A 13388-nucleotide genomic window follows, 5' to 3' on the forward strand; every position below is an offset into this window, starting at 1 on the left:
AGATGGCAAAGCATACGCTGTCGGTGCTGGTCGAGGACGTCCCCGGCGTGCTGACCCGGGTCGCCGGACTCTTCGCCCGCCGTGCCTTCAACATCCACTCGTTGGCCGTGGGACCCACGGAAATCGGGGGAATCAGCCGCATCACCGTGGTGGTGGACGCCGAGGGGGACTCCCTGGAGCAGGTCACCAAGCAGCTGAACAAGCTGATCAACGTCATCAAGATCGTCGAGCTGCTGCCCGAGGCCTCGGTGCAACGCGACCACATCATGGTCAAGGTGCGTGCCGACGCCGCCACCCGGCTGCAGGTCACCCAGGCCGCGGAACTGTTCCGCGCCTCGGTCATCGATGTGGGACCGGAGTCGCTGGTGGTCGAGGCCACCGGCAACTCCTCGAAGATCGACGCGCTGCTGGCAGTGCTCGAACCCTTCGGGATCCGCGAGATCGTCCAGGCCGGCACCCTGGCCGTGGGCCGCGGCTCCAAGTCGATGAGCGACCGGGCACTGAAGACCCTGTCCGCCTAGGACACCAGAACACAAGAGCTTTACACACTTCTGAAACGAAGAAAACCATAAGGAGAAATACAGTGGCTGATTTGTACTATGACGACGATGCGGACCTGTCGATCATCCAGGGCAAGAAGGTTGCCATCATCGGCTACGGCTCGCAGGGCCACGCCCACGCACTGAGCCTGCGCGACTCGGGTGTCGAGATCACCGTGGGCCTGGCCGAGGGCTCGAAGTCCCGCGCCAAGGCCGAGGCCGAGGGCCTGAAGGTCGCCACCGTGGCCGAGGCCGCGAAGTGGGCCGACGTCATCATGATCCTGACCCCGGACCAGGTCCAGGCCAAGGTCTACGCCGACTCGATCGCCGAGCACCTGGAAGAGGGCAACGCCCTGTTCTTCGGCCACGGCTTCAACATCCGCTTCGGTTTCATCACCCCGCCGGCCAACGTCGACGTGGCCCTGGTGGCCCCGAAGGCCCCGGGCCACACCGTGCGCCGCGAATTCGAGGCCGGCCGTGGTATCCCGGATTTGATCGCCATCGAGCAGAACTTCACCGGTGGGGCCAAGGAACTGGCCCTGTCCTACGCCAAGGGCATTGGCGGCACCCGTGCCGGCGTCATCGAGACCACCTTCACCGAGGAAACCGAAACCGACCTGTTCGGTGAGCAGGCCGTACTCTGCGGTGGCGCTTCCCAGCTGATCCAGTACGGCTTCGAGGTGTTGACCGAAGCCGGCTACAAGCCGGAGATCGCCTACTTCGAGGTACTCCACGAGCTGAAGCTGATCGTGGACCTGATGTGGGAAGGTGGCATCGCCAAGCAGCGCTGGAGCGTGTCGGACACCGCCGAGTACGGCGACTACGTCTCGGGCCCGCGCGTGATCACCCCAGAGGTCAAGGAAAACATGAAGGCCGTCCTGGCCGACGTGCAGAACGGCAACTTCGCCAAGCGCTTCATGGAAGACCAGGCCAACGGCGCCAAGGAATTCCTGGAACTGCGCAAGAAGGGCGAGGACCACCCGATCGAGTCCACCGGTCGCGAGCTGCGCCAGCTGTTCAGCTGGGTTGCCGCTGATGATGACTACGTGGAAGGTTCGGTCGCCCGCTAAGAGACATCAGTCTTTAGCGTTATAATATCAATACGAATACGCAGATTCGCGCTCTAAGATTTGACGAAAATCTTTGAGCGTGAATCTGCAATTTGGAGTATTTGAATGGGTAAAGGTAACCAGCCTCCAAAATGGCAACACTCAGCCGAGTATGAGTCTCCAGCATCAGTTTTCAAAGGACATGAAGATACTGTAGGCACTCTTGATGAGCTATGGACAGCGATGAATGCGATTCAGTCTACGCATCGAAGTCGATTACTTTGGCGAGGGCAAGCCAATCATTGTTGGGGACTCCATAGCTCACTTTTTCGAACTCTCAGAAACCAGAAGTATGACGGTGTCTTCACGGCAGAGAAACACATAACCCTTCAGCGTGAAGAAACCGATCTAAAGCCATTCTTTCCGACTGAGAACGAGATGAATGAAGCTGAAGTGCGAATACTCACGCGCGCTCGTTCATCATGGCGATTGGATTCACTAAATGCAATGGAGATTTTTGCCCGCGTTCAACATCGCGGTGGCCCAACACGTCTCATTGATTTTAGTTTTAATCCCTTGGTAGCACTGTGGTTTGCGGTGTCTGACAATTCACACGAAGAAGTCGATGCAAGATTATTCTGTCTTGCGCTTAAAGGGCCATCTGCGGCATCCGAAGAACCCAATATACGCTTGGATTCAGATTGGGGCGGATATCAACCAGAATGGCATAAATGGAAGACTGATTTGTCACGCAGAGAGCATAATTGGGGTACTGGATCTCTTCGAAGATTTTGGATTCCGCCGATTTACGACGATCGAATGTTGGCGCAGAATTCTGTATTCGTGATCGATGGAATCCCCATTAGTGACAAAGTTATCCAGTCATCCTTTCGCAAAGTTGACTTAGGAAAAAACAACAATTGGAAAATGGCTGATCTTCTATCTTCGGGGTCTTTGTACTTGAAATTTTATCGACCCGGGCAGGAAAACAAAACCACTATGCGTAATTTTGCCTCGACGTATACCTTGAGGGTTCCAGCCAGTGCTAAGCCGACATTGAGAAGGCAGCTCGATGCGTGGTTCGGATACGACGCATCGTCAATTTACCCCGACGTCGATGGCCTACGGCAAGACCTCGTCCAGGAATTCTCGGCGGTTGTTTCCTGACACTCATTCAGTAAGATTCACGAAAAATTGACTCTGCCGATGAATCCAATTACAGACTTGATGTGGGAACATGACATCACTAAGCCGCTATGGTCGATTTCCGACAACGCGGAGTATGGCAACTACGCTCGGATCCACGTGTGATGCTCAGGGCTGCAGGGCTCTGCACATCGCGGCAGAATTGATCACGCTGCTGATAGGCTGTTGGGGGAAAATTGGATGCGAGATCTGCATGTTCTCGGGAATTATGAGTTTGGGGCAGCAGTTGTCTGTACCCAATAATTTTCTCCCATTTACCAGACCACGCTTCTGCGAACGACTCGATTTTCAGGGCAAATTCAGGGATTTCAGAATTTTTATAAACTCCGAAGTACAGAGTACTGAGCGTGGAATAAAGCCAAAGTTCATTAAATAGGCAAACTTATCGTTATATCATTTTTGACATATAGATACTTTCTTTTCGTAAGGCACTTATATTAATAAATTGCTCTACTTGCGGTGATTTACGTATTATGAACGATTAGGATAATCGACGTGAACTGTAGTTCTTTTCCATTGGGTGATCGTTCTCTGTTTGTCCTACAATTTTGTGTGGTCGATCCGTTGATATTCTCTTCGCCGCAGAGGAAAGATTACTTTGCGCGATGATCAAGTTTCGACGGAACAATTCGGGACGCGCGGACAGTAAATTCCGAAAAATAAAAACTGATTCGTTGCCAGTTTCAAGTGCATCTGATAATCTTCCGATTTCGAGTAAACGAATTGTAAGATTGCTTAGAGACTTAGCAAGTTCGGGTAGGTATCTAGCTGGGTCCGAGTCGGCCAGCTCTCGTCGTATCGAAACGCATTCTTCTATGGCTACGAGCATTCTCGGTATCTTTCCTAAACTGGCCAATCGATTCGACAAGTTGTTTAACGATCTGGCAAGAGAAGGCAAATATAAAACCGGATCGAATTCAGCTAATCTCCGACGAATCTCTACTGACTCTTCAATGGGTTGGAGGGCCTCGTTTTCCATGCCCATGTCGGATAATCGGTTCGACAGGTTATTGAGCGTTGCGGCGAGGTGCGGCCGGTGAAGTTCTGGATTCGCATCGCAAAGACTCCGGAAGTATCGAATGGATTCGGAGATCGTTTCTAATGCTCCTGACCGATTTCCTCTGACCGACAATCTGTTAGAAAGATTGCTCAAAGTTGCAGCAAGGTCAGGGAGATAAGTCGTTGGATCTTTCGTAGCCAAACGTCGGCGAATCCTAGCGGCCTCTTCGATGGCGAATAGAGCGTTCCTAAACATACCAAGTTCAGATTGGCGCATGGACAATGTACTTAAAGCCGTTGCAAGTCCGGGCAGGTGTGTTTCTGGATCGCGATCTGCTAATTGCTGGCGAATTCTGACTGCCTCTTCAGCGGTGTTTAGGGCGCTCTTGAAGCGACCCAAATCTGCTAGGCGGTTAGATTGGTCAAGCAATGCGGTGGCGAGCCTATCCTGTGACTCAATGTCGAATTTTGAGCTTCGTTGTGAACTGCGAATGTGCTCGATGACTTGGGACCCGAGAGTCGAACTTATTTCAACAAGTAGTTTCGAACCAGATGGAATTCTGGCGAGGAGCTGGTCCGCAATGTCTGGTACGGGAGCCGCTATTAGTGCAGCATTGAGCGTCGCTAGAAGAACTCCTGAGTCGTCTGCAACTCCCATAGCTACTAGGTCATCAATACTATGTTTAGGAAACGAGTGCTCTTTACTCATGACGCCTTCCCCATGAGTCGAAAAATTCTTTCCATGGCGTACTGAGCGCAGCCTTGAGAACTTCCTGCCGCTCTTGTTATCGCGTGGATAAGCGTTTTTGCACTATTCGCATCCCGGCGATCCATGGCCACTTTGTAGATTGTTTCAGCGAGTTCAGGTAAAATGGTAAGATCTGCAAGGAGTTGATCTGCGAGCTGTCCAGGACGCAATGGGTTCCAATAAGCGGGTCCGGAATGCAAAGTATGCAGCCAGTCTGACAATGAAAGAATCTGATGATTGGTTGCGTCGTTTAGATCCGTTATTGTACGAAGAAAACGTATCGCAGATTTCTCTAATTCGGTGACACCGGACATAGCATTAGAGCTTGGACTAACAAGAGTAGCAGTACTGACGCATCGGCGAAGAACTTTCTCGTTCCAGTTGGTGTGATGCATCTCGTGCATTTGAACCCAGCGATTTGCTTCATTCTGGACTGCCCTGCGCATAATTTTGGTGCGCCACAATTCTGCACCTTTGTGATCAACGTTAGCAGTATCGTCCAAGATAGCTATCATTGCCGCAATCTGTACAATAAGCGGATCTGTCAAGTCTTCTTCATAAAAATTCAAATTTACATTTGCAGGCAACGTAACGGAAAGCCTATTTGAGAATCTTTGCAGTGATATACGAAATAATTCGGCGCAATCCCCTTTGCTCATAGGAAAATTATCAAGGGAGATCTCTCCCTGATCGTAGCCTAGTAAGTTATCTCCGCTTAAGCTGTGCAACGTCTCCCACCACGTAGTTCGAGACCTGGCTACCAGTAGGAGGCGAATGGGCGTCTTGCTGTTGCGTGTGGTTTTCACTATGGCGGCTATCTGACTGGCAAGCAGATCTGCTTCGTCTATGACAATTAAAGTGGGTGACTCGAGATGATAACGGACGTTACCACCGGGCGATTGAAAATCAGCGAATCCGGCATCCCAGCCATCATCGGCTGCGGCCAGGCACGCCTCAATAGCAAGTCGGGTTTTCCCTGATCCCCCTGCGCCTGTGATCGTTTTGATGGCTAGATTTTCTTTTGACTCTAGCACCCATTGTTTGATATCAGCTACAAGATCGTGACGAAATAGGAAATCAACTTGTCTATGATCAGGGCGAAGTAAGCGGTATGGATCACGGGCAATATTGTATGAATCGGGTAAAAGCTGGTTGGGGTTGCACAATACTAGCGATTTATCTGCATGGCTGCCATACTGAAGCCGCCAATCACTTCCGATTTCACTCAGCTCCGGTCTGTATCCTAAGGCAGAAAGAAAACTCTCACTTTCGACCATATGCTCAACTGATAAGGCCTGTAATCGATCGGTGCCAAACTTAGAGCGAACCTTGATAACGATGCCAATTATACAAGGACCCGCAATAAGCGCAGCTCCGGACATTCCGGCCCACAGTGATTCACCACGAGAATTGACGGGGGTACTGGACGCGACATGTAGGTCAATGCATCCGTTTACGGAATCTACAGGTGGCGTGACAAACCCTATTAGATTCTCGCGCGAAAGGCGACCATCGTTTTGAGTGACCGAACTTGGGAATCCAGCGGATTGGACTGCGACGGGGTCACTGCCGGGCAGCTTGCCCCAAAGTGAATTGCTTGCGACCTCCCATTGAGTTGGATCGTCTAGCGATAGGAGTGCAGCATCCAAATATGGATCCTGACCTAGCCAGACCACTGTAGCCATCAGCCAGTCAATACCATCAGATGGTAGGACTACTACTTTGTCATTTACTTCTAATCCTGCATCTGAAAGGACATGTGCGGCTGTCAGAGCTACGCCGTTAGAAACAAAATAGGCAGAGCCAATATTTCCTTCTTTTCCCCTGGCGTAGACCGCCGCAACCCGTCGACTATCGATTGCCATGATTTCACCCGGCTGATTGTTCGCGCGAGCGTCCGGTGGGTGGTCTGGTGTCGACAGGCTTTTTGACTAAAAAGTCCCCTAATTCACCATCGCTACCCAGGAATTGCGGTTTCATATTAATAGTTACTGTAGTAGTTTCTCCAGTTTTAACAGAGTCGGATGCTCCAGCATTGAAAACGTAAAATTTAAGACCGGCGTTAACTGATTCATCGTGAACGATTTCGACAACAAATTGAATTTCCACTTCATCGATAAGGAACCTAATTCCTGAAGGTGACGGGTCGGTTGATTGCGCATCATTGAGTTCGCGTCGAACCTGCTCAATTGCCTGTCTGAGGCCAATCTTGGTCTCGTCAGATTTTTCGCTCATGTTTACACTCTCCACGGCGCGTATCGGTTCCTACAGAGCATGTGATGCTTCATCATGGCAGATGTTCAGAAGGAAGACTAGCGTGCGCGTTGAATTATTGGGGATACGGTATTAGAAGTGATGTTGCGTCACGTCAGAATCATTGGCACTAGTGCCAATGTCGTGCAGTTAAAGACTTATCGATGAAGTCAACCACCACCCGTTAACAGCCCCATTCAACGAGGCTTGACCCGGGAACCACGACGGCACCGGATACCCGCAAGCCCGCGTGGACGCGGTGTTCGGCAGCACCCGCACCGGGGAAACCACCTACACCCGAGACCTGCTGCGCTCCTTGGACCCGTCAATGATCATCCTCGGCGACCGCAACTTCGCTGCCGCCGTGCTGCTGCACAAGATCCACGCGACCGGAGCCCACTACCTGGTACGGGTCGAGAACGGGCGCCGGCTACCGGTACACAGCGCACTGGCCGATGGCTCCTACCTCTCGGACCTGGGCGGCAGCGTGGTCCGGGTGATCACCGCGACCATCACCCTGATCACCGATCAAGAGCACCACACAGATCGGTACACGCTTGTCACCAGCCTGCTGGACACGAACGAGGGCAGCGCACACAGGCTACGCTACTGGCCGCGAACAACGCAACGAGCGAACAGTAAGCCCGTTCAAGCAAGCCCCGAGCCAACCCTGCCAGTCAGGCTAACCATCCAACTGACACCGGCCACCACGTTGACAGAACCATCAGCCAAGTAACTGCACGGAATTGGGACAAGGGGCGATTTGGCAAATCTTGAGCAAAAGGGTTTTTTGGCGCTACCTACTTTAGTGCAGCCCCATGGAAGATGGTCCCGGTTGGGGTGTGACGGAGTCAACTACTCGGGTTTTCGGGCCCAATAACTGGTGATACGCATCATGTACCTCTGGGTCTAGCCATGTCAACAGCTCTATTTCTTGCCGGATGTCGATTCTGCAAGCGATTGGGGTTCTTCGGACGGTTTGCTTAAACCTTCAAATTCTACTCTTTAGTAGCTTTTTAGAACCTCATGGAAACCTCAATTTGGGTCGAATCCACAAGGGTTGTCACCGTTCCCCTTCTGGATCACAAAGTTTGGTTTCATGCTCCTTCAGTCCACCCGTGTCAGCACTGTCCGTCCCCGCCGTCCCCGCCGAATCGTTGCCGCTCTGCTGGAGCTGCTCCTGGCCGTGGTGGGGCTGCAGGGCGTGCAACTGGCCACCTCCGCAGATGCCAAGGCGCGATATGCGGTCGACGGAGTCGGCACCTACAAGGGACTGATCGATTGGATTGAATGGGGTGCGCACAAGGAAATTGTCCGTGACGGCAAGGTAGCCCGCACCGAACGCACCATTGGCGGGCAGGTGCTGGCCACCTCCTGCACGCTGGGTAATATCACCGGAGGCGGGACGGATCCGCTCTCCGCATACCGTCCGGGTACCTGGAAGAACGATGCGCTGGACAACATGTACAACATCGGCGGGCAGAACGGCAGTAACCAGTTGATTGCCGGGCTGGCCAACCGCAACGACGGGCAAACCGTGGACTTCTCGGTGTCCTGTGACACCACCCTGAACGGGGTTTCAGTGCCCATGGCGGGTCTGGTCATCGCGGATGCCGAGTCGAGCAACGCCACCAAAGCCGAATATGTCCAAGCCACCCCGCACCTGAGCGCGGACTGGCGGATTATCGAGCGTTTCCGCGCCTGTTCCTACGACATGAATGCCATCGTCACCGGCACCACCTTGCGGTTATCCCCGGTGTCCAACAGCGAATGCGCTGGCGGCCCGCTGGGCATTGCCTTCATGGAAGGTGCCCACGGCGCCAATGTGGCGGTCAAGGGCGAAGGAACAAGCGCCGTGGCGATCGGCGTGGTGTTCGAAGCGGACTTCGGCGATGCACCGGCCAGCTATGGCGAGGCCGGCGCGTTGTTCCAGCGCAGCTGGAGCGGGACCCCCTTGCCGCAGGGGACGACCAGCGTCTTCAAGCAGGGTCTGCTCTCCAGCCCCCAGGCACCGAACACCCGGCTGGGCGCCCGGATCGATGCCGATTCCGGCCACCAGCCCTCGGCCACTGCCGATGCCGATGACACCGATGGTGATGACGACGAGGACGCGGTGGGTGCGCTGGGCACGATCCACGCGGTTCCCGGCCAGTCATTTACCCAATCCAACGTTGCTTGCACCGGCCCCGGCTACGTGGCTGGCTGGCTGGACTGGAACAACAACGGTGCCTTCGACCCCAAGGAGGGCTCAACGCGGGTCCAGTGCACCGGATCATCCGTGGCCGTGAGCTGGACGGTGCCCGAGGATGCCAGTACCACGGCGGGCACTGCCTCCAGCTTCCTGAGGCTACGGATTGCGGCAACCCAGGCCGAGCTGGCCCAGCCAACCGGAATCACGGCCACCGGCGAGGTGGAGGACCACGCCCTGCGGATCGCCACGCCCACCCTGGGTATCCAGAAGAGCATCAGCCAACGTGCGGATGCCTCGGACCAGTTCGTGCTGGCCCTGAGCGAAGGGCACACGGCCCTGGGGACCGCGAGCACCACCGGTTCGGCGGTGGGTGTCCAGTCCCGCCAGATCGAACCGGTCGGGGTGCTGCCCGGTCGGACCTACACCTTCAGCGAGGCCATGGCCCCGGGCTCCGGGTCCGTGCTGGGCGACTACACCAGCCGGTACCAGTGCACCGCCCGCTATGCCAACGGCACCAGCACCATCCTGGGCTCGGGTGATACCGTCCAGGGCACCGTGACCGTTCCGGCCTACCAGGCATCACTCGGCGCGCCGGCGATCACCTGCGTGTTCACCAACGATCCGCGGCCCGCCGAACTGACACTGCACAAGCAGTGGATCGTCAACGGCGAGCCGCTGGAGCATGGCGAGCAGCCCGAGGGGCTGGAGGCGGCCGCCCGGCTGGCGGTCAACGGGGCCGCGGCCAGCGAAGTGCAGTGGGGAACCGCGACGGGGAACATGCTCACCGGCGATACCGTGCGCATCGATGAGCAGACCCGCGTGGCCGACTACCTGCCGGGTTGCCTCTTGCTGGAACAACGGGTGAGCGCTCTGGGCGAGCAGGCCACGGACAAGTCCCTGCCCCTGGACACCAAGCTGGCACCGGGGCGGAACTCGATCGGGATCACCAACGAGGTGCAGTGCGACACCACGCTCTTCCTGGAAAAGACCGCTGCCGGGGAGGAAACCGATCCCGCGCAATGGACCGTGAGCGCCGTGGATAACAGCGGGACCGCAGTAGTGAGCGGGCAGGGCAGCGGGAGCGTCCGGGTTGCCGCCGGGACACGCCTCTTCCTGGCCGAATCCGGCGGTCCGGCCGAATGGATCCAGGACGATGAACGCACCGCGGAGGAAAGGGACAGCTCCCCGCGGGCCACCGGATCCTGGCAGTGCCAGGCCGTGGACGGCCAGGGCCGGGCCCTGGACGGGGTGCTGGCCGAGCGTGCCGGCCTGGATGGCACGTTGACTCCGGGGCTGGGCACCAGCACCCGGTGCGAGGCGGTGAACCGCACCGCGCACCTGGCGCTGCTGAAGGTCGTGCAGAACACCAACGGCACCGGCACCGCCGAACCGGGGGACTGGCAGCTGTCGGCCACCCCGGCCGCCGGCGTCCAGGGCTTGCAGCCACGTGAAGTGGCCGGAGCCCTGGCCATTGACGGCAATTCCTTCCCCGTGCGCCCGGGCCACGTTTATGAACTGGACGAGCGCGGTCCCGGGGGATACACCCGGGTGGCGTTGGAAAAGTTCACCGGCAACGATCCCCGCGACCCGGCGCAACTGGCGGATGCCGCGAACTGGACGGCCGCCCAGGGCCCCGGCATCAGTGTCGAAACCGGGAAACTGGCGGTTTACCGCTTCGTGAACCGTGAGGTCATGGCCTTCGCCTTGCCCTTGACCGGCGCCACCGGATCCTGGCCCTACCTGGGTGGGGGCGGGGCACTGCTCGCAATGGCCCTACTCGCCGGGTGGCTGCTGCGGCGGCGGACAAAACGCCAGCACAGCTCCTAGAACCACGGGCGGCATCCCCGTCACCCGATGCATGAATGAATCATCCCAACGAAAGGAACGGACATCATGTCCTTGAACACCCAAATCCCGGGCCATGGCGGCCTGCGCCGCATCATCGCGGCTCTGGGCGTGTTCGTGGCGGGGACCGCCATGACCCTCGGGTCGACGGTACCGGCCTCGGCTGCGCAGAACATCAACCCGGAGGCCACCGGCTCCATCACGATCCACAAGTTCGAAGAGCCCACCACCGCCACGGGCCTGCCGAACAACGGCACGCAGCAGGATACCAGCGGACTGAAGCCGATCGGCGGAGTGACCTTCACCGCCCAGCGGGTGGATACCGACCTGAGTGACGCGCAGAACTGGCAGGGTCTTGAGCAGTACACGGTCGCCCAGGCCCAGGAAAACCTCGTCGCGGGCAGCGCACAGGACAAGGTGACCAACACCCAGGGTGTGGCCGCCTTCACCGGTCTGCCCGTGGGGCTGTACCTGGTCACCGAAACCAGCGTTGGCGAGAACAACATCGGGTTGCGCGGGGAGCCGTTCCTGGTCACCATGCCGCTGGCACTGGACAACGGCTGGCTCTATGACGTGCATGTCTACCCGAAGAACACGGTCACCGAGGTCACCAAGGAGATCAACGATTCCTCCGCGTTCGTCATCGGGGATCCGATCAGCTTCACCCTGAACTCGCATGTGCCCTCGCTTCCGGCGAAGAGCCCGCTCACGGCGTTCGGTTTCACCGATACCCTGGATTCCCGTCTGGACTACGTCTCGGCGGACATCAACATCGCAGGGGTGCAGCTGCAGGGCGGCGACTACACCGTGGGTGCCACGGACAACAAGTTCTCCTTGACCTTCAACGAATCCGGTCTGGTGAAGCTGCGGGCCAACCAGGGCGCGCAGATCAGCGTGGTCATCAACACCACCATCAACTCGCTGGGCAATGGGCGGATCACGAACCAGGCCTCGAACTTCATCAACGACCCGCAGAATTCCTTCGAGTCCAACACCGTGAGCACCGAATGGGGTGCCCTGCAGGTGTTGAAGTACGCCGCGCAGGACGAATCCCTGGGCCTGTCCGGAGCCGAATTCGAGCTCTACGCACTGGCTGCCAATGGTGAACGTCTCGGCGGCGCGTTGCGTACCGCGCCCGAGACCGGGTCCAGCGCCAGCTTCGTCTCCGGCGACAACGGGCAGTTCCTGGTCCAGGGCCTGAAAGCCGGAAACTACGAACTGGTCGAGACCAAGGCACCGCTGGGCTACAAGATGGATTCCACCCCGATCCCGGTGACCATCACCGCCGGGTCGGTAGCGCAGGCCACGAACATCAGCGTCGAGAACACCCAGGTCGAGCCCTTCGAACTGCCATTCACCGGTAGCACCGGTGCACTGATGTTCGCAATCGTCGGCGTGCTGCTGCTGGTGGGCGGCGGCATCGGCCTGTCTGTGCTGCGCAAGCGCAAGACTAGCTAGCCGCTCGGTTCAAGGATCCCGAACGGATGACCTCAGCTACACGTGTGGCAACGCGTCGCCGCCCGGCCTACAAGGCCCGGCGGCGACGCGTTGCGCCGTTAAGCCTGGTGATCACCGTGATGGTGGTGCTGGGTGTGTTCGTCATGCTCTACCCCGCAGCGGCCAGTTGGTACTCGGCCGTGCTGCAGACCCAGCAGTCGGAGCGCTATGTGCAGGTCACCGAGGGAATCGACCCCGCCCTCCAACGCGAGCAGTTGCAGCTGGCCCGGGACTACAACCGGTCCCTGGCCAGCGGCTCGCGGGTCGTGGACCCGTTCTCGGCCCTGGCCGAGCAGACCGTGAAGACCGATGACCCCTACTGGCAGCTGCTGGATCCGGCCGGGGACGGGAAGATGGCACGCATCCGCATCCCGAAGCTGGACTTGAAGCTGCCGATCTACCACGGCACCGCCGGGGATGTGCTGGTGCGCGGGGCGGGCCACCTGCAGGGCACCGCGTTGCCGGTGGGCGGCAGCGGCACCCACTCGGTGCTGACCGCCCACCGTGGGCTCCCGCAGGCGGCGATGTTCACCGAGCTGGACCAGCTGGACATGGGCGATCACCTAGAAGTCGACGTGCTCTCCACCACCCTGGTCTACCGGGTGACCGGTACCCGGGTGGTGCTGCCCACCGAGACCGAGACCCTGCGGGCGCAGGAGGGCCTGGACCAGCTCTCCCTGGTGACATGCACCCCCTTGGGCATCAATTCCCACCGCATCATCGTCACCGCCGAACGGGTCACCCCCACCCCGGCCGATGCCGGGCAGGACGTGGATTCCGTGGGCTTCCCCTGGTGGGCCGTCGGGGTGCTGGCCACCGTGTGCGGAGCGGTGATCTACCTGGCCAGGGACTCGAAGACGCAACGGTAATCACCTGAGGGGTCCATATAGCCCGGAGTATGTTCGGGCGCGCGCCTCCGCTACCGAATGGAGATCCGGCGGCGCTCGCCACCTGGAGTGAACTTCTCGTGAATGCCGCAGGGCCCTGACCTGAACTCTGCGCCAACAGCTTTCGGCCCGGGCCGAAAACGGCATTTCCGGGCCCACCTGCAACTTACGGTG

General features: G+C 57.8%; 10 protein-coding genes. 7 read left to right on the plus strand and 3 right to left on the minus strand.

The window, feature by feature from the left end; translation table 11 throughout:
• Window positions 1-2 precede the first annotated feature (2 nt).
• The 3 genes from ilvN (at window position 3) to OK351_RS11515 (ending at window position 2755) form a co-directional block, all read left to right on the plus strand.
• Window positions 3-521, plus strand: a complete 519-nt coding sequence (gene ilvN, locus OK351_RS11505; protein ID WP_265159014.1) for an acetolactate synthase small subunit — start codon at window positions 3-5, stop codon at window positions 519-521.
• A 62-nt stretch (window positions 522-583) separates the two neighbouring features.
• Window positions 584-1609, plus strand: coding sequence for a ketol-acid reductoisomerase (gene ilvC / locus OK351_RS11510; protein ID WP_265159016.1), 1026 nt, complete (start codon window positions 584-586; stop codon window positions 1607-1609).
• A gap of 105 nt (window positions 1610-1714) precedes the next feature.
• A complete protein-coding gene (locus OK351_RS11515) occupies window positions 1715-2755 on the plus strand; it encodes an FRG domain-containing protein (protein ID WP_265159018.1) in 1041 nt (346 codons plus the stop codon).
• Between the two features lie 520 nt (window positions 2756-3275).
• Here the strand turns inward: OK351_RS11515 and OK351_RS11520 are convergent.
• Genes OK351_RS11520 through OK351_RS11530 form a run of 3 tightly spaced genes read right to left on the minus strand, consistent with a single transcriptional unit; the run spans window position 3276 to window position 6776 of the window.
• Complete coding sequence (locus OK351_RS11520) at window positions 3276-4502, minus strand: tetratricopeptide repeat protein (protein WP_265159020.1); 1227 nt, start codon at window positions 4500-4502, stop codon at window positions 3276-3278.
• A complete protein-coding gene (locus OK351_RS11525) occupies window positions 4499-6406 on the minus strand; it encodes a P-loop NTPase (protein ID WP_265159022.1) in 1908 nt (635 codons plus the stop codon). The genes OK351_RS11520 and OK351_RS11525 overlap by 4 nt, the downstream gene beginning before the upstream one ends.
• Window positions 6407-6410: 4 nt before the next feature.
• On the minus strand, window positions 6411-6776 hold the full coding sequence (locus tag OK351_RS11530) for a trypco2 family protein (protein ID WP_265159024.1): 366 nt from the start codon (window positions 6774-6776) through the stop codon (window positions 6411-6413).
• Window positions 6777-7044: 268 nt separating this feature from the next.
• Here OK351_RS11530 and OK351_RS11535 point away from each other — a divergent pair, with 268 nt between their 5' ends.
• From OK351_RS11535 to OK351_RS11550, 4 genes are all read left to right on the plus strand, one after another.
• On the plus strand, window positions 7045-7530 hold the full coding sequence (locus OK351_RS11535) for a hypothetical protein (protein WP_265159026.1): 486 nt from the start codon (window positions 7045-7047) through the stop codon (window positions 7528-7530).
• Window positions 7531-7893: 363 nt separating this feature from the next.
• Window positions 7894-10812, plus strand: a complete 2919-nt coding sequence (locus OK351_RS11540) for a CshA/CshB family fibrillar adhesin-related protein (RefSeq protein ID WP_265159028.1) — start codon at window positions 7894-7896, stop codon at window positions 10810-10812.
• A gap of 66 nt (window positions 10813-10878) precedes the next feature.
• Window positions 10879-12288 carry a SpaH/EbpB family LPXTG-anchored major pilin gene (locus OK351_RS11545; protein ID WP_265159030.1) on the plus strand — a complete coding sequence of 470 codons (1410 nt, stop codon included), beginning with the start codon at window positions 10879-10881 and terminating at the stop codon, window positions 12286-12288.
• Window positions 12289-12314: 26 nt separating this feature from the next.
• Window positions 12315-13196 (plus strand): class C sortase, encoded by an 882-nt coding sequence (locus OK351_RS11550; RefSeq protein ID WP_265159032.1) that lies wholly within the window; start codon window positions 12315-12317, stop codon window positions 13194-13196.
• Window positions 13197-13388: the final 192 nt, after the last annotated feature.

This window comes from Glutamicibacter sp. MNS18, assembly GCF_026107515.2.
Classification (GTDB): domain Bacteria; phylum Actinomycetota; class Actinomycetes; order Actinomycetales; family Micrococcaceae; genus Glutamicibacter.